This window comes from Amycolatopsis oliviviridis (assembly GCF_014654365.1).
GTDB lineage: Bacteria > Actinomycetota > Actinomycetes > Mycobacteriales > Pseudonocardiaceae > Amycolatopsis > Amycolatopsis oliviviridis.
Genome location: NZ_BNAY01000006.1, coordinates 404,231 through 426,380, shown reverse-complemented (window position 1 = coordinate 426,380; position 22,150 = coordinate 404,231). Strand labels below are relative to the sequence as shown.

General features: G+C 67.0%; 33 protein-coding genes. 26 read left to right on the top strand and 7 right to left on the bottom strand.

Annotated elements, in window-relative coordinates; genetic code table 11:
• The first annotated feature begins 1 nt into the window (after window position 1).
• From IE302_RS27315 to IE302_RS27295, 5 genes are all read left to right on the top strand, one after another.
• Window positions 2-1,762 carry a hypothetical protein gene (locus IE302_RS27315; protein WP_191257284.1) on the top strand — a complete coding sequence of 587 codons (1,761 nt, stop codon included), beginning with the start codon at window positions 2-4 and terminating at the stop codon, window positions 1,760-1,762.
• 46 nt (window positions 1,763-1,808) lie between these two features.
• Window positions 1,809-2,042, top strand: coding sequence for a hypothetical protein (locus tag IE302_RS27310; RefSeq protein WP_191257283.1), 234 nt, complete (start codon window positions 1,809-1,811; stop codon window positions 2,040-2,042).
• 26 nt (window positions 2,043-2,068) lie between these two features.
• Window positions 2,069-2,302 carry a hypothetical protein gene (locus IE302_RS27305; RefSeq protein ID WP_191257282.1) on the top strand — a complete coding sequence of 78 codons (234 nt, stop codon included), beginning with the start codon at window positions 2,069-2,071 and terminating at the stop codon, window positions 2,300-2,302.
• 84 nt (window positions 2,303-2,386) lie between these two features.
• A complete protein-coding gene (locus IE302_RS27300; RefSeq protein ID WP_191257281.1) occupies window positions 2,387-2,878 on the top strand; it encodes a hypothetical protein in 492 nt (163 codons plus the stop codon).
• 211 nt (window positions 2,879-3,089) lie between these two features.
• A complete protein-coding gene (locus tag IE302_RS27295) occupies window positions 3,090-3,584 on the top strand; it encodes a GNAT family N-acetyltransferase (protein WP_191257280.1) in 495 nt (164 codons plus the stop codon).
• A gap of 4 nt (window positions 3,585-3,588) precedes the next feature.
• On the opposite strand, the gene IE302_RS27290 is transcribed toward IE302_RS27295, so the two are convergent.
• From IE302_RS27290 to IE302_RS27260, 7 genes are all read right to left on the bottom strand, one after another.
• Window positions 3,589-4,200: a hypothetical protein gene (locus IE302_RS27290; RefSeq protein ID WP_191257279.1), complete on the bottom strand. Its 612-nt coding sequence runs from the start codon at window positions 4,198-4,200 to the stop codon at window positions 3,589-3,591.
• A gap of 3 nt (window positions 4,201-4,203) precedes the next feature.
• Window positions 4,204-5,391 (bottom strand): hypothetical protein, encoded by a 1,188-nt coding sequence (locus IE302_RS27285; protein ID WP_191257278.1) that lies wholly within the window; start codon window positions 5,389-5,391, stop codon window positions 4,204-4,206.
• Between the two features lie 15 nt (window positions 5,392-5,406).
• Window positions 5,407-5,766: a WXG100 family type VII secretion target gene (locus IE302_RS27280; protein WP_191257277.1), complete on the bottom strand. Its 360-nt coding sequence runs from the start codon at window positions 5,764-5,766 to the stop codon at window positions 5,407-5,409.
• Window positions 5,767-5,853: 87 nt separating this feature from the next.
• On the bottom strand, window positions 5,854-6,561 hold the full coding sequence (locus tag IE302_RS27275) for a hypothetical protein (RefSeq protein WP_191257276.1): 708 nt from the start codon (window positions 6,559-6,561) through the stop codon (window positions 5,854-5,856).
• Between the two features lie 22 nt (window positions 6,562-6,583).
• Complete coding sequence (locus IE302_RS27270; protein ID WP_191257275.1) at window positions 6,584-7,849, bottom strand: WXG100 family type VII secretion target; 1,266 nt, start codon at window positions 7,847-7,849, stop codon at window positions 6,584-6,586.
• Window positions 7,849-8,205, bottom strand: coding sequence for a WXG100 family type VII secretion target (locus IE302_RS27265; protein ID WP_191257274.1), 357 nt, complete (start codon window positions 8,203-8,205; stop codon window positions 7,849-7,851). Before IE302_RS27265 ends, IE302_RS27270 begins: the two co-directional genes overlap by 1 nt.
• On the bottom strand, window positions 8,205-8,774 hold the full coding sequence (locus IE302_RS27260) for a YbaB/EbfC family nucleoid-associated protein (RefSeq protein ID WP_191257273.1): 570 nt from the start codon (window positions 8,772-8,774) through the stop codon (window positions 8,205-8,207). Before IE302_RS27260 ends, IE302_RS27265 begins: the two co-directional genes overlap by 1 nt.
• 702 nt (window positions 8,775-9,476) lie before the next feature.
• Here IE302_RS27260 and rpsL point away from each other — a divergent pair.
• From rpsL to rplF, 21 genes are all read left to right on the top strand, one after another.
• Window positions 9,477-9,851 carry a 30S ribosomal protein S12 gene (rpsL, locus tag IE302_RS27255; RefSeq protein WP_003102113.1) on the top strand — a complete coding sequence of 125 codons (375 nt, stop codon included), beginning with the start codon at window positions 9,477-9,479 and terminating at the stop codon, window positions 9,849-9,851.
• On the top strand, window positions 9,851-10,321 hold the full coding sequence (gene rpsG / locus IE302_RS27250; RefSeq protein WP_005166770.1) for a 30S ribosomal protein S7: 471 nt from the start codon (window positions 9,851-9,853) through the stop codon (window positions 10,319-10,321). The genes rpsL and rpsG overlap by 1 nt, the downstream gene beginning before the upstream one ends.
• A gap of 63 nt (window positions 10,322-10,384) precedes the next feature.
• Window positions 10,385-12,484 (top strand): elongation factor G, encoded by a 2,100-nt coding sequence (gene fusA, locus IE302_RS27245; RefSeq protein ID WP_191257272.1) that lies wholly within the window; start codon window positions 10,385-10,387, stop codon window positions 12,482-12,484.
• Window positions 12,485-12,607: 123 nt separating this feature from the next.
• Complete coding sequence (gene tuf / locus IE302_RS27240; protein WP_005166772.1) at window positions 12,608-13,801, top strand: elongation factor Tu; 1,194 nt, start codon at window positions 12,608-12,610, stop codon at window positions 13,799-13,801.
• A gap of 410 nt (window positions 13,802-14,211) precedes the next feature.
• Window positions 14,212-14,517: a 30S ribosomal protein S10 gene (gene rpsJ / locus IE302_RS27235; RefSeq protein WP_003102098.1), complete on the top strand. Its 306-nt coding sequence runs from the start codon at window positions 14,212-14,214 to the stop codon at window positions 14,515-14,517.
• 34 nt (window positions 14,518-14,551) lie between these two features.
• A complete protein-coding gene (rplC, locus tag IE302_RS27230; RefSeq protein WP_020633317.1) occupies window positions 14,552-15,202 on the top strand; it encodes a 50S ribosomal protein L3 in 651 nt (216 codons plus the stop codon).
• Window positions 15,203-15,204: 2 nt separating this feature from the next.
• A complete protein-coding gene (gene rplD / locus IE302_RS27225) occupies window positions 15,205-15,891 on the top strand; it encodes a 50S ribosomal protein L4 (RefSeq protein ID WP_005166776.1) in 687 nt (228 codons plus the stop codon).
• On the top strand, window positions 15,888-16,199 hold the full coding sequence (rplW, locus tag IE302_RS27220) for a 50S ribosomal protein L23 (protein WP_005166778.1): 312 nt from the start codon (window positions 15,888-15,890) through the stop codon (window positions 16,197-16,199). Before rplD ends, rplW begins: the two co-directional genes overlap by 4 nt.
• A 16-nt stretch (window positions 16,200-16,215) precedes the next feature.
• Window positions 16,216-17,049, top strand: coding sequence for a 50S ribosomal protein L2 (gene rplB, locus IE302_RS27215; protein WP_005166779.1), 834 nt, complete (start codon window positions 16,216-16,218; stop codon window positions 17,047-17,049).
• 18 nt (window positions 17,050-17,067) lie between these two features.
• Window positions 17,068-17,349, top strand: coding sequence for a 30S ribosomal protein S19 (gene rpsS / locus IE302_RS27210; RefSeq protein ID WP_003102083.1), 282 nt, complete (start codon window positions 17,068-17,070; stop codon window positions 17,347-17,349).
• Between the two features lie 28 nt (window positions 17,350-17,377).
• Window positions 17,378-17,794 carry a 50S ribosomal protein L22 gene (gene rplV / locus IE302_RS27205; protein ID WP_005166780.1) on the top strand — a complete coding sequence of 139 codons (417 nt, stop codon included), beginning with the start codon at window positions 17,378-17,380 and terminating at the stop codon, window positions 17,792-17,794.
• Complete coding sequence (gene rpsC, locus IE302_RS27200; RefSeq protein WP_005166781.1) at window positions 17,794-18,645, top strand: 30S ribosomal protein S3; 852 nt, start codon at window positions 17,794-17,796, stop codon at window positions 18,643-18,645. Before rplV ends, rpsC begins: the two co-directional genes overlap by 1 nt.
• Window positions 18,646-18,648: 3 nt before the next feature.
• Entirely contained in the window at window positions 18,649-19,068 is a 420-nt protein-coding gene (gene rplP / locus IE302_RS27195; RefSeq protein ID WP_005166782.1) for a 50S ribosomal protein L16, read from the top strand.
• The gene (rpmC, locus tag IE302_RS27190; protein WP_005166783.1) at window positions 19,068-19,316 is read left to right on the top strand and encodes a 50S ribosomal protein L29; all 249 of its coding nucleotides are present in this window, start codon (window positions 19,068-19,070) and stop codon (window positions 19,314-19,316) included. The genes rplP and rpmC overlap by 1 nt, the downstream gene beginning before the upstream one ends.
• Complete coding sequence (gene rpsQ, locus IE302_RS27185) at window positions 19,313-19,591, top strand: 30S ribosomal protein S17 (protein WP_005166784.1); 279 nt, start codon at window positions 19,313-19,315, stop codon at window positions 19,589-19,591. Before rpmC ends, rpsQ begins: the two co-directional genes overlap by 4 nt.
• 79 nt (window positions 19,592-19,670) lie before the next feature.
• Window positions 19,671-20,039 carry a 50S ribosomal protein L14 gene (rplN, locus tag IE302_RS27180; protein ID WP_005166785.1) on the top strand — a complete coding sequence of 123 codons (369 nt, stop codon included), beginning with the start codon at window positions 19,671-19,673 and terminating at the stop codon, window positions 20,037-20,039.
• Between the two features lie 3 nt (window positions 20,040-20,042).
• Entirely contained in the window at window positions 20,043-20,357 is a 315-nt protein-coding gene (rplX, locus tag IE302_RS27175; RefSeq protein ID WP_005166786.1) for a 50S ribosomal protein L24, read from the top strand.
• Window positions 20,358-20,359: 2 nt separating this feature from the next.
• Window positions 20,360-20,923: a 50S ribosomal protein L5 gene (rplE, locus tag IE302_RS27170; protein ID WP_191257271.1), complete on the top strand. Its 564-nt coding sequence runs from the start codon at window positions 20,360-20,362 to the stop codon at window positions 20,921-20,923.
• 4 nt (window positions 20,924-20,927) lie between these two features.
• A complete protein-coding gene (locus IE302_RS27165; protein WP_005166789.1) occupies window positions 20,928-21,113 on the top strand; it encodes a type Z 30S ribosomal protein S14 in 186 nt (61 codons plus the stop codon).
• Window positions 21,114-21,195: 82 nt separating this feature from the next.
• Window positions 21,196-21,594 (top strand): 30S ribosomal protein S8, encoded by a 399-nt coding sequence (gene rpsH, locus IE302_RS27160; protein ID WP_005166791.1) that lies wholly within the window; start codon window positions 21,196-21,198, stop codon window positions 21,592-21,594.
• 16 nt (window positions 21,595-21,610) lie between these two features.
• Complete coding sequence (rplF, locus tag IE302_RS27155; protein ID WP_191257270.1) at window positions 21,611-22,150, top strand: 50S ribosomal protein L6; 540 nt, start codon at window positions 21,611-21,613, stop codon at window positions 22,148-22,150.

The window sequence follows — 22,150 nt, the reverse complement described above, 5'->3', positions numbered from 1 at the left end:
CATGGATCACCACGTCATACCGGCGAGCTCTGGTTCCGCCGGAATCGACATCACCCTGGTCCTGCTTCGGCTCGGCCTTCTGCTGGCGACCGCTTTCCTCGCCGGCACGGGAATCCTTCGCCCGCTGGTGGGCGAACTGCCCAAGCGCCTGCGTCTCACCATCGCCGCCCTCGGCGGGGTTTCCGCCGCGCTCGCCGCGGTTTCCGCCTTCGCGACCGACGTCAACGTCATCGCGCTGATCGTGCATCTCGTGCTCGCGCTGGTCATTCCCGTCCTCATCCGCTGGCCGTCCGCCGGTCGCTGGGCGTCCCTCGCGCTCGCCGCTCTCGTGGTGCTCGAAACCTCGCTCGGGCGGACGGGTGTCGAGTTCGCCATCGACACCGTCTACGTCGCGGCCGCGGCTTTGTGGTTCGGCGTCACCGTTCTTTCCGGCTGGGTGCCCGCCGAGCAGTGGCGCCAGACGAACTTCCGGCTCGGCCCGCTTTCCCTGACCCTGGGCGGACTTCTGGTCGTCGCGGGCGCGGTCCAGCTGTTCTCTTCCGGCCTCGGTTTCGACCGCAGGATCTACGGCACGCTCTTCGGCGTCACGTTGCTGGTGATCGCCGTGCTGCCCGTACTCGCCACCGTCGTCGCCGGATTCTCTTTCTCCGGCAAGGATTCCACGCGCGCTTACCGGCTCGGCGCGGCCGCCGTGACCGTCGGTTTCGTCGCCTGGAGCGCACTCGCGGCCATTCCCAAACCACCCGAACCACCGATCCCCGGCGTCGCCCTCCTTGCTGACGCTGCCATCGGTGACCAGAGGTTCCCGGTGCTGGTGAGTCCGCAGCGGCCCGGCAAGAACCTTGTCCACTTTCCCGCGAGCGCGGGCGACGAACTTTCCGCCGGGATCGAAGGCGGCCTGATCGGCAAGGCCATCGTGCGTCCCGGAGCCGAAGGCACCTGGGCCGAGGTCGACCTGCCGAAGGGCCGCAGCGACCTGATCATCGGCCGCGGCGAGGAGAAGACGACGATCGAGGTCGACGCGGGTGACGAGCAGGGGCTCGCCATCGCGGACATGGACGCACCCGAATGCGCCTCGGCCGCACTGGGCGGTCTGATCGCCGACCGCCGCGAAGTCCTCACGTCGTGCCCGGCCGACGCGCTTTCGAGTGAGGACAGCGGTTCTCTCGTCAAGCTCGTGGAGTTCCTCGCCGGCCGCAAGCCTTCCGCGCTCACCCTCGTCGAGGATGACTCACCGCGCAGTGTCGCGGCCGCGAAACTCGTCCGGGAGACCGCCGCGCGCTCCGGGCTTCCCGTGCAGGCCGAAGCGGGCCCGAACACCGCACTGGTCGTGGTGTCCGGCTGGGCGGGCGGCTACACGGCGATGACCCGCGCGGCCGAGTCCCAGCGGCTCAAACCGACCCACCAGTACGGCCTGTACCTGGCGCCCTGGCTGCTCAACGGCCCGATCGTCAACTCCGTCGCCAGTTCCTCGGTGCCGCTGAGGTTCGACCCGCGCGAGCAGGTCGCGGTGAGTTTCGCGGTCGCCGCGGGCAACGCCTTCGGCGGCGAAAGCCCCACGCTCGGCGGATTCCGGAACTGGCTGGGGGACCAGTGGCGGTCGATGAACGGCGACGTCCAGATCTTCGCCGCGGCCCAGGTCAACGCCATGCCGATGTACCCGGGCGAACCGCACGCCGTCGGGATGATCGCCGACCGGAACTACGCGGGGCAATGGATCCCCGACGGCACGATCGTGCCGGTCAGCTCGGTACTGCGGTGAAGGATTCCGCTCGATTCCAGCAGCGGTAAGGAAAAAGGGAGAAGAGATGAAGCGAATCGCGGCCCGTGTGCTGCTGCCGCTCGCCGTCGCGGGCGCGCTGTCCGGACTCGCCGGCGGCGTCGCCTCGGCCGACCCGCTGCCGGGTCTGCCCACCGGCGGCGGCAACCCCGCGGTCTGGCTGATCCCGGGCGTCGACCTCGGCAGCCTGCTCGGTCCGACCGTCCCCGTGCCCACCGACCTCCTCGTCCCGATCTACGGGATCATCACGCCCATTTCGTAAAACCGTTACCAGTAAGGGAGAATCCCATGAAGAAGACCCTCGTCCGCGCGGTCACCGGCGCGGCGCTCGCCGGTCTCGTCGTGCTCGGCTCGGCCGCCCCGGCGCTCGCCGCGGAAGCCGCCCCGAACGATGTCGTGGTCGTCGACGAACCCGACACGAGCGACCTCAACAACATCTGGACGTTCGCGCCGCTCGGTGTCCCGGTGCTCGGTCTCGTCCAGTCCCTCAACGGCGTGCCCGGCCGGTTGCTGCCGTCCTGATGCTCGTGGCGGCGCGGCACCGGCTTGGTCCCGGGGCCGCGCCGCCGTTTCCGGTGCTTCCGGTGCTTCAGGAAAGGAGAACCGATGGCCGACAGACAACTGATCGGGCGCATCGCCATCGCGGGCATCGTGGTGGCGGCGCTCGCGACCTGCGTGGTGGTGCTCAACGGCGGTGAGGAACCGGCGGCGGAGGGCGTGGCCGTCGTCGGCGAGCCGACCGAGGCCGCACCGTCGAGGGGGCCGGACCGCACGATCACGCGGACGCTGAGCCAGGCGCAGCCGCAGCCGGTTTCGAACGACTGGCAGATCGCCTACGAGCTCGCCGGGACGGGGACCGCGACCGTGGTCTACGACTCGAACGGGCTGGGGCTCGTGCACCAGGAGCTGCAGGTGACGCTGCCGTGGCGCAAGGAGCTCACGTGGAAGAACACCGGCAGCCCGCCGACCGTCCAGGTGATGGGGCAGGGCGAGGGCGCCGTCGAATGCCGGGTGGCCGTGGGCGGCACCGTCGTCACGTCGCAGAAGTCCGCCCCCGGGGAGGTCGCGACCTGCGCCGGCCGCCTCGTCCCCTCCTGACCCCGGACTTGCGTTTAGCCCCCTAATCGCGATCTGGGGGCCTCCTCCTGACCGCGCGTCGCGTTTAGCGGGCTAAACGCGATCCCGGGCCTCGTGTCGACTTTCGCGGGCTAACCGCGATCCGGCGGGCGGGCGGCGGACCTGCGTTTCGCCCCCTAAACGCGATCCGGTGGTCGGGAAAACGGGTGGCGAGGGTGGGCAGAATGGGATCATGACCTGGAGCTTCGAAGTCACCCCCGTCGATCACCCGGACGCCGCCCGGCTGCTGAGGGAGTACCTGGACGAGATCGCTTCCCGCTTCTACGAGCGCCAGGTCACCGACGAGGAGCTCGACGCCGCGATCGAGAAGCACCACAGCCGCGACCTGGCCCCGCCGACCGGCGCCTTCCTCCTCGCGTGGCGCGACGGGGTGCTCGCCGGCTGCGCCGGGCTGCGGGTCCCCACCCCGGGCATCACCGAACTCACCCGCGTCTTCCTGCGGAAGTCCGAGCGCGGGAAGGGCGGCGCGGCGCTGCTCGTGGCCGCCGCCGAGGACGTCGCCCGCGGCCTCGGGGCGACGTTGATCCGCCTCGACACCCGTGACGACCTCGTCGAGGCGAGGGCCCTGTACGCGCGCCTCGGCTACGAGACTGTCGAGCCCTTCAACGAAGACCCCTTCGCGCACCACTACTTCGCGAAGTCCCTGGAACTCCCGGATCGCGTTTAACCCGCTAAACGCGATCGAGCGGGGCCTGGTCGGCGACGTCGGCCAGGTAGTCCAGGATGCGCAGAAGCTGCTTCCCGCTCGGCAACGACTTCGGGACCACCGCCACCGTCCGGCCGGACGTGTGGAACTCGCGGCAGCGGCCCGCGTTCCCCGTCAGCCAGTCCCGGACCTCGGGCCGCGGGACGAACCCGGGATTCGAGCAGTCCACTTCGGACCCGCTGATCAACAGCGTGCAGTCCGGCATTTCCGCGCCCACCTCGACGTGCACGACCGTCCGCAGCGAACCGGATTCGTGGGTGCCGTCCTGGCGGAACCCGGAGCCCGGCTGGTGGTACCGGTAGACCCCGAAGGGCTTCCCCCGGTGCGTGCCCACCACCGCCTGGTCGATCGACTCGCCGACTCGCCGTAGCGGGGCGGGTGCGCGGCCCCGGGCGGGCTGCTCGTGCCGCCCGCCCGAAGCGCCGTGCCCGAGCCGGGCACCGCTGAAGAAGTCCCAGCCCCGTTCCTTGGCCAGCGTGGCCAGGCCGCGTTTCTTCGCCGCCCCGGCGAGGATCCACCAGATGGCGAGGACGACCGGCAACGCCACCGCGACGATGGCGATGATCCACTCGGTCACGGCTCAGAAGTCCAGATTGTCGGAAGCCTCTTCGGGCGTCTGCTCGTCGTCACCCACGGAACCGTACTGGCCCGCCTTGATCCCGCCGGAGCTGTACGTGCCGACCTTCCCGGCGACACCCGCCGCGACCTCGCTCTTTTCGCGGCCCGTCTCCGGTGTCTTCCAGCTGCCGTCCGGATTCGTGGCCTTGCCGAGCCCGACGGTGTTCAGCGCGGCCTTCTTCGTGGCCGACGTCATCCGCTCGCCGAAACCGTCCGCGAGCCTGCCGCCCATGGCGCCGTCCTTCGAGGCGAACTTGCCCCACGCGGACGCGCCCGGTCCGGCCGCCAGCTGCCCGGTGGCCTTGTTGTGGGCCATCAGCTCCTTGTAGTTGCCCTTCCACTTGCCGAAGAACTCCTTGAGCTTGCCCAGGAACTGCTTGATCTTGTCGAGCAGCTGGCGGAGCTTGTTCAGGAACTTCTGCACCTTCGACGTCGTGGAGACCGCGCGGGTGGCCGTCAGCCCACCGGCCGTCGCCGTCGAGCCGCCACAGGTCGGGACGGCCGCGGCCAGCGCCGGGATCCAGATCATGATCAGCCAGGTGATGAACTCGGTGAGGATCGCCTTGATGAACTCCTCGATCACCGTCATCACCATGCTGGAGATCTGCAGCAGCTGGGCGATGTCCCCGGCCTGCGCGGCGATGCCGTCGATGCCCTGCCCGAACTTCGCCAGCTTGTCGCCCGCCGCGTTCGCCGCGTCACCGGACCACTGGGACAGCGACGACTTCGCGTCCTCGACGAACTTCTTGCTGTAGTTCTGCAGATAGACGCCGATGTTGTTGAAGTTGCCCGCCGCGTTCGACAGCGCCGGGCCGTCCCCGCTCACCACGTGGATGGCGTCCTGGATCGGCTGGCACACGTTCATCAGGAAGCTGAGTCCCTGGCCCACCAGCCAGCCGATCGGGTCGCTGGCGATGTCCGCCACGCCCATGCACGAGCTGACGAACCCCGCGCCGCTGGCCGCGATGGTCCCGATGTCGCTCGCCTGGAACCCGTCGGCGGTCGCCTTCTTGACCGTGTCGAAGGTGCTGAAGCCGGTGCCGATCGGCCCGGGCAGCGACGTCAGCATCTTGTCCGTGCGGATGGTGTCCGGGTTGTAGTCGTTGATCTCGATCTTGGTGTGCTCGCCGGTGATCTTCTGATCGGCCACGATCAGTCCCCCTCGCTACTTGGCAGGCCCCATCTGCGGTATCCGCGACTGCGCGGGCAGCTCCAGCAGCTTCAGGATGTCGTTGAGGGCCTTGACGTTGTCGTGTTCGTTCTGCTCGTAGATCGTGGCCGCGTTGCCGAGCTTCTCCGAAGCCGCGGTCAGCCCTGCTCCCATTTCGATCACCAGATCCTGCAGGTCGGTGAGCATTTCCGTGTATTCGTTCTTCACGAACAGACCGACCACCCCCCAGGATTCGTCGCCGACGTCGGACTGCTGCACCAGCCGTCCGACCTCGTTCGGGATCTGCACGTCCTGCCCGAGCTTGCCCGAGTAGGTGCGCAGCGCCTCGATCACCACCTCGTGTCCGCCGCCCATTCGGTCACTCCTCCTTCGTCGTGATCGGCGCCTTGGACTCCGTGACGCCGCCCTCGGTTCCCGCGACCCCGGATCGCGTTCAGCCCGCTAAACGCGATCGGCGGGCAGCCGGCCGGCGACGTCGATCAGGAAATCGGCCTCCGCGAGCAGTGTCTCCCGGGTCAGCGGCCGTCGCCCGCCGGTCCGGAGGATCCCCCGCTCGCGGTACACGGGCCACTGGGCGAGACGCGGTTCCGCGCGCAGCCAGTCACGCACGTCCTGGGTGAGCAGCTCCGCGGCCCGTTCGCGGTCGGCCGCGCGGACCTTCACCGCCCCGTCGAAGTCCCGGTCGAACGTCTTCACCTGCTCGAACTCCCGCATGACCCGGGTCGGGAACGCGCCGTCGGCGGACACGAACAGCGGGGCCGCCTCGGACACCCGTAGCTGGACCGAATGGAAGGCCCGTTGCGTGGTGTCCCCGCCCGGCTGGTGCCGGTCGTCCAGGTAGTCGACACCGACGAAGTCGTGATCGCGGTACCTGAACTCGACACAGCGGACGATCGCCGCCTCCGCGAGCGGCCGTTCCAGGCTCACGGGGTCCACCCCGAAACCCGGTGACGTCTCGCTGTGCTCGCCGTGGAACGTGCCGGACACCTCCGCGGCGAAGCCCGCCATCCACTGCCGCCGCTCCCGCCGTCCGCTCACCTTGGACGCGACGATCAGCACGACGGCGAGGAGCCCGACGCCGACCACGAGCATGAGGATCGCGCCGGCCGCCGTCGCGATCGGCGAATCGGCATCGAGCGCCGACACCATCCCGAACACCTTTCCCAGTCGTTCAGAAATCCAGGTCGTTCTTGGTCTCTTGATCGGACTGTTCCTGGCCGCGATCGCCGTGGTCCGCGGCCTTCTTGCCGTCCTTGGCGTAGCCGATCACCTTGCCGCCGGCGTCGAGGATCGCCCGGCCGCGCTTGTCCTGCCAGTCCCCGGTCGTGGAACCGGTCAGGCCCTTGACGACGCCGTCCTTCGCCGCTTTGCCCACGTCCCTGAGCATCTCGCCGCGCAGGGTCGCGTCGACGTCCACGGCGTCCTTCGTCGCGTTGAACACCGGACGAGGGGTGTCGAGCCGCTTGCCCAGCATGCCCTTCTCACCCATCAGCGCGTCGACGTAACCCTTGCCGGACTTGGTGTTCTTCATCCGGTCGGCGAACCGGTCGGTGGCCCGGTTGCCGTCGGTCAGGAACTTGCCCATCTTGCTGTCGGCGAGTTTGGCCTGCATCTTGCGCAGCCACGCCAGCACGTCGGACAGGATCTTCCGGAGCCGGTTGACGAACCCGGTCGTCTTCGTCGCGGTGGCCGCGAGCTTCGGTGGCGTCGCGGCACCGGCGGCGGCGGTGGAGGCGCCGAAAGTGGGGACGGCCGCGGCGATCGCGGGCACCCACAACGTGATCAGCCAGCTGATGACCTCGGTGAGGATCGCCTTGATCAGCTCCTCGATGAACGTCATCACCATGCTGTTCACTTGCAGCATCTGCGCCATGTCCCCGGCTTTCGCCGCGACACCGTTGATACCGCTGGAAAACTCGGCGAGTCCCTTCTTCGCCGCGGTCCCGGCGTCGCCCGCCCAGCCCGCGAGGCGCTCGTCCGCGACCTGGTCGAAGTTGACCGACATGTCCTGCAGCGCCTTGGCCAGCGCGCCGAAGTTCTCCGCCGCCTTGCTCAGCGCCGGGCCGTCCCCGCTGACGAAGTGGATGGCGTCCTGCACCGGCTGGACGACGTTGATGAGGAAGCTCAGCCCCTGCCCGATCAGCCAGCCCAGCGGATCCGTCGCGATGTCGACGATGGTCTGCGAACCGGACTGGATCAGCGTCTTGGCGTCCAGCGCGATGGTGGTGACGCCCATCGCGATGTCGGCGCCGTCGGCCTGGGTCTTGCCGTCGAAGACCTGCTTGTAGGCGGACACGGAGTCCTTGCCCAGCTGGACGGCGTCGCCGACGATCGGCGTCTTCTTGATCGCGTTCTCGGTGTTGATCCCGGGGATGACGGTGTCGTCCTTGTAGGACTTCATCGACACGCCCGCGGTCACGTCCTGGACCTCGGCCATTACGGCTTCCCCCCGGACTTCGGCCCGTCGAGCTTCACTTCCAGCTTGTTGAACGTCGTCACGTGGTCTTCTTCGACGCCCTGGTAGATGTCGGCGGCCTGGGTCATCTTCGAGCCGGCGCTTTCGAGGCCCTTGGCCATGGCTTCCATCAAGTCCTTGAGGGACCGCAGGGTCTGCGTGTAGCCGTCCTTGGTGAACAGCCCGACGATTCCCCAGGACTCGTTGCCGACGTCGGCCTGGCCGACCATTTCCTTCAGTTTCCCGGTCTGGCCCCCGTAATTGCCGAGTTCGCCGGAATAGCGGCGCAATGCGCCCGGGTCGACCTGGTATCCGCCGTTGACCGCGCCGTCGGACATCAGCGATCGTCCTCGTCGAACAGGTTCTTCAAGAAGCGGTCGCCGTCGGATCCGCCGCTCGGCGCCGGCGGTGCGGGCCGCGGCGCTTCGGGCTCGTCGGTGCGCAGGACGGAGCGCTGGGAATAGTCGTCGGACTGCTCGACCGCGGGCGGTGTGGGCGCGGCCTCGTCCATCCGCGCCTTCAGGTCCTCGACCGTGGTCCCGAAGAGTTCGGCCTGGGTCTCCAGCACCTGGTCGACCAGGTTGAGGTCGTCGCCCATGTGCTCTTCGACGATGGCGGCCTGCTTGCGGGCCGATTCGGCCACCGCCTGCTGGATGGTGGACATCACCGCGGCGGACAGGGCCTCCGGCCGCTGGCGCAGGGCCTCCTCGGTGAACTTGACGTCCATCACGGCGCCACCGGGGCCCGCCACCACCGTCACCGCGCGGTCCGGCGACGTGGCCGTCGCTTCGAGCCTGCTGAGCTCGTCCTGCATACCGCCGATGTTCGCGAACCGATCGTCGACGTTCTGGATGCTGGATTGGAACTTCTCGAATTCCGCGACAAGTTGTTCGAACTCGGCCGACATGGAGCCTCCCCGTGCTTGCGGTGTGTCTCTGGTCATCACTGTGACCGGTGTCATCGTGACTCATTCACACGTTTGACGCGATGGTGTGCTTTCCGGATCCATTCGGCTCACCCGTTAGGGGAATAGGTAGCGTGGTTCGCCGAGCAGGGCGGTAACAGTACGTACGAGGGGAGGGCGTCGTGGACGCCGAGCAGCAGGAAAGCACCGAGGAGCCCAGGCGGGGGAGTCACGCGGCGCCGGAGGGGGCGCCCGTTCACCCGTTGATCGACCTCAGCAGGGACCCGCACCCGGGCCGGGCGGACCACGCCAAGCCCGACGAGGACTGAAGGCCGGCCTCGCGGCGCCTCCGTCGACGGCGGTGGCGGGGCCTGGCTGGAGAAACGGCCCGAAACGCCGTTCCATCAGGGTGGCCGCGGCGTGACGCCCGGCACGATATAGTTATCGACCCCCCGATTTGGTCGGCGCGGAAGTGGCCGGGTATCTTTGGAGACCGTGCCCGGCAGGCGTCGGGCCGTCCCGTGTGCCGTGCGGCATGGACGGGGTGCTCAGGCATCCGGTCCACCGGCTTCGCCCACGCGGGATCCGACGGAAAATCCCTACGGGAAGTTACCGGTCGCAAGACCGTGACGCGGGCCGACACGCCCGACCGCGGGGGCCGGAGACAACACGTAGTAGCAAGATCGCGAACAGAAAGCTGGTCCATTGCCCACGATCCAGCAGCTGGTCCGTAAGGGCCGCCAGGACAAGGCTGCCAAGCAGAAGACCGCGGCCCTCAAGGGGAGCCCGCAGCGGCGTGGCGTGTGCACTCGCGTGTACACCACAACCCCCAAGAAGCCGAACTCGGCGCTTCGCAAGGTCGCTCGTGTGAAGCTGACCAGCGGCATCGAGGTCACCGCCTACATTCCCGGTGAAGGCCACAACCTGCAGGAGCACTCGATGGTGCTCGTGCGCGGTGGCCGTGTGAAGGACCTGCCGGGTGTCCGTTACAAGATCATCCGCGGTTCGCTCGACACCCAGGGTGTCAAGAACCGTAAGCAGGCGCGCAGCCGGTACGGCGCGAAGAAGGAGAAGAGCTAATGCCCCGCAAGGGTCCGGCCCCGAAGCGGCCGCTGATCTCTGACCCCGTCTACGCATCCCCGCTGGTCACCCAGCTGGTGAACAAGGTGCTGAAGGACGGCAAGCGGTCCCTGGCCGAGCGCATCGTCTACGGCGCTCTCGAAGGCGCTCGCGAGAAGACCGGCACCGACCCGGTCGTCACGCTGAAGCGCGCCCTCGACAACGTGAAGCCCACCATCGAGGTGAAGAGCCGCCGCGTCGGTGGTGCCACCTACCAGGTGCCGATCGAGGTCAAGCCGGGCCGCTCCACCACCCTCGCGCTGCGCTGGCTCGTCTCCTTCTCCGCGGCCCGCCGCGAGAAGACCATGATCGAGCGTCTGCAGAACGAACTCCTCGACGCGAGCAACGGCCTCGGCGCCAGCGTGAAGCGGCGCGAGGACACGCACAAGATGGCCGAGTCCAACAAGGCCTTCGCGCACTACCGCTGGTGATGACCGCCCGGCTGCCGATCAAAGCCTTGCCGGGCCCCAATTTTGAGACAGGGGAACACTCTCGTGGCACGTGAAGTGCTGACCGACCTGAACCAGGTCCGCAACATCGGCATCATGGCCCACATCGACGCCGGTAAGACCACCACCACCGAGCGGATCCTGTTCTACACCGGGGTCAACTACAAGATCGGTGAAGTCCACGATGGCGCCGCCACCATGGACTGGATGGAGGAGGAGCAGAAGCGGGGTATCACCATCACCTCGGCTGCGACCACCACTTTCTGGGCCGATCACCAGATCAACATCATCGACACGCCGGGCCACGTCGACTTCACCGTCGAGGTGGAGCGTTCGCTCCGCGTGCTCGACGGTGCCGTCGCGGTCTTCGACGGCAAGGAAGGTGTCGAGCCGCAGTCCGAGCAGGTCTGGCGTCAGGCGGACAAGTACGAGGTTCCTCGTATCTGCTTCGTCAACAAGATGGACAAGCTCGGCGCGGACTTCTACTTCACCGTCCGCACCATCGAGGAGCGCCTCGGCGCCCGCCCGCTGGTCATCCAGCTGCCGATCGGCGCCGAGAGCGAGTTCGAAGGCGTCGTCGACCTGGTCCGCATGAAGGCGCTGACCTGGCGCGGCGAGGTCCAGAAGGGCGAGGACTACGCCGTCGAGGACATCCCGGCCGAGCTCGCCGACAAGGCGGCCGAGTACCGGGAGAAGCTGGTCGAGGCCGTCGCCGAGACCGACGACTCCCTGATGGAGAAGTTCCTCGAGGGCGAGGAGCTGACTGAGGCCGAGATCAAGGCCGGCATCCGGAAGCTCACCGTCGCCCGCGAGGCGTACCCGGTGCTCACCGGTTCCGCGTTCAAGAACAAGGGCGTCCAGCCCATGCTCGACGCGGTCATCGACTACCTTCCGTCGCCGCTGGACGTCCCGGCCGTCGAGGGCACGCTGCCCGACGGCGAGACCCCGGTCTCCCGGAAGCCGTCCGTCGACGAGCCGTTCTCCGCCCTGGCGTTCAAGATCGCCGCGCACCCGTTCTTCGGCAAGCTGACCTACATCCGGGTGTACTCGGGCAAGGTCGCCTCCGGCGCGCAGCTGATCAACGCCACCAAGGAGCGCAAGGAGCGCATCGGGAAGCTCTTCCAGATGCACTCCAACAAGGAGAACCCGGTCGACGAGGCCCAGGCGGGCCACATCTACGCGGTCATCGGCCTGAAGGACACCACCACCGGTGACACCCTCGCCGACCCGCAGAACCCGGTCGTCCTCGAGTCGATGACGTTTCCGGCGCCGGTCATCCGCGTCGCGATCGAGCCGAAGACCAAGGCCGACCAGGAGAAGCTGTCCCTGGCGATCCAGAAGCTGGCCGAAGAGGACCCGACGTTCCAGGTCAACCTGGACGAGGACACCGGCCAGACGATCATCGCGGGCATGGGCGAGCTGCACCTCGAGGTGCTGGTCAACCGCATGAAGTCCGACTACAAGGTCGAGGCGAACATCGGTAAGCCGCAGGTCGCCTACCGCGAGACGGTGCGCAAGACGGTCGAGAAGCTCGACTACGTGCACAAGAAGCAGACCGGTGGTTCCGGTCAGTTCGCGAAGGTCATCGTCAAGCTCGAGCCGCTCGAGTCCACCGACGGTGCCCTCTACGAGTTCGACAACAAGGTCACCGGTGGCCGCGTGCCGCGGGAGTACATCCCGTCGGTCGACGCGGGCGCGCAGGACGCCATGCAGTACGGCGTGCTGGCCGGCTACCCGCTCGTCGGGTTGAAGTTCACCTTGTTGGACGGCGCGTACCACGAGGTCGACTCTTCGGAAATGGCCTTCAAGATCGCCGGTTCGATGGCGATGAAGGAAGCCGCGAAGAAGGCCGGTCCGGTCATCCTCGAGCCGCTGATGGCCGTCGAGGTCACCACGCCCGAGGACTACATGGGCGATGTGATCGGCGACCTCAACTCCCGCCGTGGCCAGATCCAGGCCATGGAGGAGCGCGCCGGTACCCGTGTCGTCAAGGCACTGGTCCCGCTGTCGGAGATGTTCGGTTACGTCGGCGACCTGCGTTCGCGTACGCAGGGACGTGCCAACTACTCCATGGTGTTCGACTCCTACGCCGAGGTTCCCGCGAACGTCGCGAAGGAAATCATCGCGAAGGCGACGGGGGAGTAGTTCCCGTCCGCTCGCGGGCATAAGGAACGCTCCTGAACGTCCGCGGTATCCGTAAGAAACGAATCTCCGTCCGACAGCCACGTTGGCCGGTGAGTAAGCAAAACAGTCCAGGAGGACATTCCAGTGGCGAAGGCGAAATTCGAGCGGACCAAGCCGCACGTCAACATCGGGACCATCGGTCACGTCGACCACGGTAAGACCACTCTGACCGCGGCGATCACCAAGGTTCTGCACGACAAGTACCCCGAGCTGAACACGGCGTCGGCGTTCGACCAGATCGACAACGCGCCGGAAGAGAAGCAGCGCGGTATCACGATCAACATCTCGCACGTCGAGTACCAGACCGAGAAGCGCCACTACGCCCACGTGGACGCCCCCGGTCACGCGGACTACATCAAGAACATGATCACCGGTGCGGCGCAGATGGACGGCGCGATCCTCGTGGTCGCGGCGACCGACGGCCCGATGCCGCAGACCCGTGAGCACGTGCTGCTCGCGAAGCAGGTCGGCGTGCCCTACATCGTGGTCGCGCTGAACAAGGCCGACATGGTCGACGACGAGGAGATCCTGGAGCTCGTCGAGCTCGAGGTCCGCGAGCTGCTGTCCTCCCAGGACTTCCCGGGTGACGACGCTCCGGTCGTCAAGGTCTCCGGCCTGAAGGCCCTCGAGGGCGACGCCAAGTGGGGCGAGAGCGTTCTCGAGCTCATGGCGGCCGTCGACGAGAACGTGCCGGACCCGGTGCGCGAGCTCGACAAGCCGTTCCTGATGCCGATCGAAGACGTCTTCACGATCACCGGTCGTGGCACGGTCGTGACCGGCCGTATCGAGCGTGGCCGCGTCAACGTGAACGAAGAGGTCGAGATCGTCGGCATCAAGGAGAAGTCGACCAAGACCACCGTCACCGGCGTCGAGATGTTCCGCAAGCTGCTCGACCAGGGTGAGGCCGGCGACAACGTCGGTCTGCTGGTCCGCGGTATCAAGCGCGAGGACGTCGAGCGCGGCCAGGTCGTCGTGAAGCCGGGCACCACCACCCCGCACACGGAGTTCGAGGGCTCGGTCTACATCCTGTCGAAGGACGAGGGTGGCCGTCACACCCCGTTCTTCAACAACTACCGCCCGCAGTTCTACTTCCGTACCACGGACGTGACCGGCGTCGTCACCCTCAAGGAGGGTGTCGAGATGGTCATGCCGGGCGACAACACGGACATCAGCGTCGTGCTGATCCAGCCGGTCGCCATGGACGAGGGCCTGCGTTTCGCCATCCGTGAGGGTGGACGGACCGTCGGCGCCGGCCAGGTCACCAAGATCAACAAGTGATTTAGACGCCCCGCCCGGGGTCAATACACCCCCGGGTTAGGGGCGTCAAATCACGTGTGCGACACTATTCAGGTTGCTCGTCCTGGGGCGGCCGAACTCGTACTTCTTTCGGAGAACGGGTTCCGGCCGCCCTGGTATGAGCGGCCACGGTCCGCGGAGCACTTCCTTCGGGTGAGGCTAGCGGGCAAGGGCGTTTGAGACGGCTATCCAGCATTTCGGCCGGCTCGATGCCTCCTCACGTTGAGGAAGACCAGGCAAGACGAAGATCCCGCGGGATCCGTCTGTGCGTCGGGCCCGACACGCCCGACCGCGTGGACCGGGGACAGGGCCGTTGAACTGGGAAAACCTCAGCCAGGCTGAGGTTTGAAAAGACAAAAGCGGCACGAGACGACAAGGAACGAGCAGCCACCATGGCGGGACAGAAGATCCGCATCCGGCTCAAGGCCTACGACCACGAGGCGATCGACACCTCGGCACGCAAGATCGTCGAGACGGTCACGCGCACCGGCGCCCGTGTTGTCGGGCCGGTGCCGCTGCCCACCGAGAAGAACGTTTACTGCGTCATCCGCTCGCCGCACAAGTACAAGGACTCGCGCGAGCACTTCGAGATGCGCACGCACAAGCGTCTGATCGACATCCTCGACCCGACGCCGAAGACGGTCGACGCGCTCATGCGCATCGACCTGCCGGCGAGCGTCGACGTCAACATCCAGTAGCAGCGGCTGGCGAGCGGCGGAGAGTAAGAGACTCATGTCTGACAGGCAAGTGAAGGGCATCCTGGGCACCAAGCTCGGCATGACCCAGGTCTTCGACGAGAACAACCGGGTCGTCCCGGTGACCGTCGTGCAGGCCGGGCCGAACGTGGTCACCCAGGTTCGGACCCAGGAGAACGACGGCTACAAGGCCGTGCAGCTGGCTTTCGGCGCGGTCGACCCGCGCCGGGTGAACAAGCCGCGCACCGGCCACTTCGACAAGGCGAGCGTGACCCCGCGTCGTTTCCTTGCGGAGCTGCGTACCACCGACGCCGAGACCTACGAGGTCGGCCAGGAGATCACCGCCGAGGTGTTCGAGGCCGGTATCGAGGTCGACGTGACCGGTACCAGCAAGGGCAAGGGCTACGCCGGTGTCATGAAGCGTCACGGCTTCAAGGGCCAGGGCGCGAGCCACGGTGCCCAGGCCGTGCACCGCAAGCCCGGCTCGATCGGTGGCTGCGCCACCCCGGGCCGCGTCTTCAAGGGCCTGCGCATGGCGGGCCGGATGGGCAACGACCGGGTCACCACGCAGAACCTGACCGTGCACGCGGTGCGTGCCGAGGACGGCCTGCTGCTGATCAAGGGCGCCGTGCCCGGTCCCAAGGGCGGCCTGCTGTTCGTTCGCAGCGCCGCGAAGGGTGGTAACTGAACATGACCAGCGTCGAGCTGAAGACCCCGGCCGGTAAAGCCGACGGCACGGTCGAGCTCCCCTCGGAGATCTTCGACGTGCAGGCCAACGTGCCCCTCATGCACCAGGTCGTGGTGGGCCAGCTGGCCGCCGCGCGCCAGGGCACGCATGACACCAAGACCCGCGGTGAAGTCCGCGGTGGTGGCAAGAAGCCGTACCGCCAGAAGGGCACCGGCCGCGCCCGCCAGGGTTCGACCCGTGCGCCGCAGTTCACCGGTGGTGGCGTCGTCCACGGCCCCACGCCGCGTGACTACACCCAGCGGACCCCGAAGAAGATGAAGGCCGCCGCCCTGCGTGGCGCCCTCTCCGACCGGGCCCGTGCCGGACAGCTGCACGTCGTCACCGAACTGGTGACCGGCGAGAAGCCGTCCACCAAGTCCGCCAAGGCCGCCATCGCCGCGCTGACCCAGGCCAAGCGCGTTCTCGTGGTCCTGCACCGCGACGACGAGCTGAGCTGGAACTCGCTGCGGAACCTGGCCGAGGTCCACATCATCACGCCCGACCAGCTCAACACCTACGACGTGTTGGTCAACGACGACGTGGTGTTCACCAAGGCCGCTTACGACGTGTTCGTCGCCGGTCCCGTCCGGGGCAAGGGCGCGAAGGCCAGCGCGCGGTCGAGCGAGGTTGAAGGGAGTGACGAGCAGTGAGTGCGATCGCCATCCCCGATCCCCGCGACATCTTGCTCGCGCCGGTGATCTCCGAGAAGTCCTACGGGCTGCTCGAGGACCACAAGTACACGTTCATCGTCCGCCCGGACGCCAACAAGACCCAGATCAAGATCGCGGTCGAGAAGGTGTTCGGCGTCAAGGTGGTCAGCGTCAACACGGCCAACCGCCAGGGCAAGCGTAAGCGGACTCGCGCCGGCTTCGGCAAGCGCAAGGACACCAAGCGCGCCATCGTGACTCTTTCGGCTGAGAGCAAGCCGATCGAGATCTTCGGCGGACCCACCGCGTAAAGGACTGAGCTGACACATGGGCATCCGCAAGTACAAGCCGACGACCCCGGGTCGTCGCGGTTCCAGCGTCTCCGACTTCGCCGAGATCACTCGGTCCACCCCGGAGAAGTCGCTGCTGCGTCCGCTGAGCAAGTCCGGCGGCCGTAACTCCAGCGGCAAGATCACCACCCGGCACAAGGGCGGTGGCCACAAGCGCGCGTACCGGCTGATCGACTTCCGCCGGAACGACAAGGACGGCGTTCCCGCCAAGGTCGCGCACATCGAGTACGACCCCAACCGGTCCGCTCGGATCGCGCTGCTGCACTACGCCGACGGCGAGAAGCGCTACATCATCGCCCCGGAGAAGCTCAAGCAGGGTGACACGGTCGAGAACGGCCCCCGGGCCGACATCAAGCCGGGTAACAACCTGCCGCTGCGCAACATCCCGGTCGGCACCGTGATCCACGCGATCGAGCTCCGCCCCGGTGGCGGCGCGAAGATGGCGCGGTCCGCCGGTGCCAAGGTGCAGCTGGTGGCGAAGGACGGGCCTTACGCCCAGCTTCGTCTCCCCTCGGGCGAGATCCGCAACGTCGACGTGCGCAACCGCGCCACCATCGGCGAGGTCGGCAACTCCGAGCACTCGAACATCAACTGGGGCAAGGCGGGCCGTAACCGCTGGCGCGGCAAGCGCCCCACCGTCCGTGGTGTCGTCATGAACCCGGTCGACCACCCGCACGGTGGTGGTGAGGGTAAGACCTCCGGTGGTCGCCACCCGGTGAACCCGAACGGTAAGCCCGAAGGCCGCACCCGCCGCCGCAAGGCTTCCGACGCCATGATCGTCCGCCGCCGGCGTACCGGCAAGAAGCGCTGAGCAGGGAGGTAGAAGAACATGCCACGTAGCCTCAAAAAGGGCCCCTTCGTGGACGACCACCTGCTCAAGAAGGTGGACGCTCTCAACGAGTCGGGCAAGAAGACCGTCATCAAGACCTGGTCGCGACGCTCCACGATCATCCCGGATTTCCTGGGTCACACGATCGCGGTGCACGACGGTCGCAAGCACGTCCCGGTGTTCGTCACCGAGGCGATGGTGGGTCACAAGTTGGGCGAATTCGCCCCGACTCGGACCTTCAAGGGCCACATCAAGGACGACCGCAAGTCGCGCCGCCGCTGAGCGGGCACGAGAGAACAAGGAACTAGCGATGAACGCCCAGAACGACGTGGCCGAGGCTTTGCCGACGGCTTACGCGCGGGCTCGCTTCGTCCGGGACTCGCCTACCAAGGTGCGCCGGGTGATCGAGCTGATCAAGGGACGTAGCGCCGCCGACGCCTTGGCCGTGCTCCAGTTCGCCCCGCAGGCGGCAAGCGAGCCGGTCGCGAAGGTGCTCGCCAGCGCCGTGGCCAACGCCGAGAACAACCTCGATCTCGACCCGGACACCCTCTGGGTCAAGAACGCCTACGCCGACGAGGGCCCGACCCTCAAGCGCATCCGTCCGCGGGCCCAGGGCCGCGCGTACCGGATCCGCAAGCGGACCAGCCACATCACCGTCGAGGTGGAGTCGCGTCCCAAGGCCGAGGCCAAGAAGGCACAGGGCAAGAAGAAGGCAGGTGGCCGGTAGTGGGCCAGAAGATCAACCCGCACGGCTTCCGCCTGGGTATCACCACGGACTGGAAGTCGCGTTGGTACGCCGACAAGCAGTACGCGGAGTACGTGGCCGAGGACGTCAAGATCCGGAAGCTGCTGTCCACGGGCATGGAGCGCGCCGGGATCTCCAAGGTCGAGATCGAGCGCACCCGTGACCGGGTCCGCGTCGACATCCACACCGCCCGGCCGGGCATCGTCATCGGCCGTCGCGGCGCGGAGGCCGACCGCATCCGCGGCGCGCTGGAGAAGCTGACCGCCAAGCAGGTCCAGCTGAACATCCTCGAGGTCAAGAACCCCGAGGCCGACGCCCAGCTCGTCGCTCAGGGTGTCGCGGAGCAGCTGAGCAACCGTGTGGCGTTCCGCCGCGCGATGCGCAAGGCGATCCAGACCTCCATGCGCTCGCCGCAGGTCAAGGGCATCCGCGTGCAGTGCGGCGGTCGTCTCGGCGGTGCCGAGATGTCCCGCTCCGAGCACTACCGCGACGGTCGCGTCCCGCTGCACACGCTGCGCGCCGACATCGACTACGGCTTCTTCGAGGCCAAGACGACGTTCGGTCGCATCGGCGTGAAGGTGTGGATCTACAAGGGCGAGCTCGTGGGTGGCCTCAAGGCCAAGGAGGCGCGTGACGCCGCCGCGGCCGCCGAGCGCGCCCCGCGCCGTGACCGTGGTGACCGTCCGTCCCGACCGCGCCGTTCCGGCTCGTCGGGCACGACGCCGACCTCGACCGAAGCCGGCCGGGCGGCCGCCGCCGCGAAGAGCGACGACACCGCCCCCGCGGCCACCGAGGCCCCGGCTGCTGAGACTGCAGAAAAGACGGAGGGCTGACACGTGCTCATCCCGCGCAGGGTCAAGCACCGGAAGCAGCACTCCCCGAAGCGCCACGGTGCCGCCAAGGGCGGTACGAAGGTGAACTTCGGCGAGTACGGCATCCAGGCGCTTGAGCACAGCTACGTGACCAACCGGCAGATCGAGTCCGCTCGTATCGCCATGACGCGTCACATCAAGCGTGGCGGCAAGGTGTGGACGACCATCTACCCGGACCGCCCGCTGACCAAGAAGCCGGCGGAAACCCGTATGGGTTCCGGTAAGGGTTCGCCCGAGTGGTGGATCGCCAACGTGAAGCCGGGCCGCGTGATGTTCGAGATCTCTTTCCCGAACGAGGAGACCGCCCGTGAGGCGCTCCGTCGCGCGATCCACAAGCTGCCCATGAAGTGCCGCATCGTGACCCGTGAAGGTGGTGAGTTCTGATGGCGAAGGCAGGTGCCGCTCTGGCATCGGAGCTTCGTGAGCTCACCGCGGAAGAGCTCGTCCTGCGTCTGAAGGAATACAAGGAGGAGCTCTTCAACCTCCGCTTCCAGATGGCGACCGGACAGCTCGACAACAACCGCCGTCTGCGTACCGTCCGCACGGACATCGCGCGGATCTACACGGTCATGCGCGAGCGTGAACTCGGCCTGTCCGTTTCCCCTGACGCCGAGAGTGAAGGTGCCGCATGAGCGAGCAGCCCACCGAGGCGGCCGGCCGCAACGACCGTAAGGTCCGTGAGGGCTATGTCGTCTCGGACAAGATGAACAAGACGATCGTGGTCGAGCTCGAGGACCGCAAGAAGCACCGTCGTTACGCCAAGGTTCTCCGCAGCACCAGCAAGGTCAAGGTGCACGACGAGAACAACGAGGCGGGCGTGGGCGACCGGGTCACCCTGATGGAGACCCGCCCGCTGTCGGCGACCAAGCGCTGGCGTCTGGTGCAGATCGTGGAGAAGGCCAAGTAAGTAGGGCTCTTTTTGAGTCCCTTAGTTCCGCAAGGCTCGCGTCACACCGCGAGAACCAGCGCGACATACAGGAGTAGACGTGATCCAGCAGGAGTCGCGGCTTCGGGTTGCCGACAACACGGGCGCGAAGGAAATCCTTTGCATCCGCGTTCTCGGTGGCTCGGGGCGGCGCTACGCGGGCATCGGCGACATCATCGTCGCCACCGTGAAGGACGCCATGCCGGCTGCCGGCGTGAAGAAGGGTGACGTCGTCAAGGCGGTCATCGTTCGCACGCGCAAGGAGCGCCGTCGTCCGGACGGTTCTTACATCCGCTTCGACGAGAACGCTGCTGTGCTCATCAAGAACGACAATGAGCCCCGCGGCACCCGCATCTTCGGGCCGGTCGGTCGCGAACTGCGCGACCGGAAGTTCATGAAGATCATCTCGCTCGCGCCGGAGGTGTTGTAGAGCATGAAGGTGAAGAAGGGCGACACGGTCGTCGTCATCGCCGGCAAGGACAAGGGTGCCAAGGGCAAGGTCATCCAGGCCTACCCCGAGCGCGAGCGCGTGCTGGTCGAGGGCGTGAACCGGATCAAGAAGCACACGCGGATCTCCCAGACCCAGCGCGGCGCGCAGTCCGGCGGCATCGTCACGCAGGAGGCGCCCATCCACGTCTCGAACGTGATGGTCGTCGACTCCGACGGCAAGCCGACCCGGGTGGGCTACCGCATCGGCGAGGACGGCAAGAAGGTCCGGGTCTCGCGCCGGAACGGTAAGGACATCTGATCATGACCACCGCAGAGAAGATCGCCCCGCGCCTCAAGGTGCGGTACCGCGAGGAGATCAAGGGACAGCTCCAGGCGGAGTTCTCCTTCGAGAACGTCCACCAGATCCCGGGCGTCGTCAAGGTCGTCGTGAACATGGGTGTCGGTGACGCCGCCCGTGACAGCAAGCTGATCGAAGGCGCCATCCGCGACCTGGCCGCGATCACCGGGCAGAAGCCCGAGGTTCGCAAGGCTCGCAAGTCCATCGCGCAGTTCAAGCTGCGTGAGGGCCAGCCGATCGGTGCGCGCGTCACGCTGCGCGGCGACCGGATGTGGGAGTTCCTCGACCGGCTGCTGACCATCGCGCTGCCGCGTATCCGTGACTTCCGCGGGCTTTCGCCGAAGCAGTTCGACGGCAACGGCAACTACACGTTCGGTCTCAACGAGCAGTCCATGTTCCACGAGATCGACCCGGACGCCATCGACCGCCCGCGCGGTATGGACGTCACTGTCGTCACCACCGCCAACACCGACGACGAGGGCCGCGCGCTGCTTCGCAAGCTCGGCTTCCCGTTCAAGGAGAACTGAGTCGATGGCCAAGAAAGCACTGGTCCACAAGGCCGCGAAGACGCCGAAGTTCAAGGTTCGCGGTTACACGCGCTGCCAGCGGTGCGGTCGCCCGCACTCGGTGTTCCGCAAGTTCGGGCTCTGCCGGATCTGCCTTCGCGAGATGGCACACGCGGGCGAGCTGCCCGGCGTCCGCAAGTCCAGCTGGTAAGAGTCTTTTTTAACTCCCACTTCGCCACAGGCCTTGCAGTGAATTCGCAGGGAACCAGGGCGAGAAAGGTTGACAGGTCACCATGACGATGACCGACCCCATCGCAGACTTCTTGACCCGTCTGCGTAACGCGAACTCGGCTTACCACGACGAGGTCGTGCTTCCCCACTCGAAGATCAAGGCGAACATCGCCGAGATCCTCAAGCGCGAGGGCTACATCTCGGGCTACCGCGACGAGCCGGGCGAGAAGCACAAGAACCTCATCGTGGAGCTGAAGTACGGCCCCAACCGTGAGCGCAGCATCGCCGGCCTTCGCCGCGTGTCCAAGCCCGGCCTGCGGGTCTACGCAAAATCGACCGAACTGCCGTCGGTTCTCGGTGGCCTCGGCGTCGCGATCATCTCGACGTCGTCCGGCCTCCAGACCGACCGTCAGGCCAAGCGCAACAGCGTGGGCGGCGAAGTCCTCGCCTACGTCTGGTAAGGAAGGGGGCACAGACATGTCACGCATTGGAAAGCTGCCGGTCGCCGTCCCCTCCGGGGTCGAGGTGACCATCGAAGGTCAGCAGATCAAGGTCAAGGGGCCCAAGGGCACCCTTGAGCACACCATCGCCGAGCCGATCACCGTCGAGAAGGCCGAAGACGGCACTCTCGCGGTGAAGCGTCCCGACGAGGAGCGCAACAGCCGTGCCCTGCACGGTCTCACCCGGACGCTGGTCAACAACCTCGTCGTCGGTGTGACCGAGGGCTACGAGAAGAAGCTCGAGATCCACGGTGTCGGTTACCGCGTGCAGGCCAAGGGCTCGGACCTCGAGTTCGCCCTCGGCTACAGCCACCCGGTGAAGATCGAGGCCCCGGAAGGCATCACCTTCAAGGTCGAGACCCCCACCCGGTTCTCGGTCTCGGGTATCGACAAGCAGAAGGTCGGCCAGATCGCCGCGGTCATCCGCAAGCTGCGCCGCCCGGACCCGTACAAGGGCAAGGGCCTGCGCTACGAGGGTGAGAAGATCCGCCGCAAGGTCGGAAAGACGGGTAAGTGA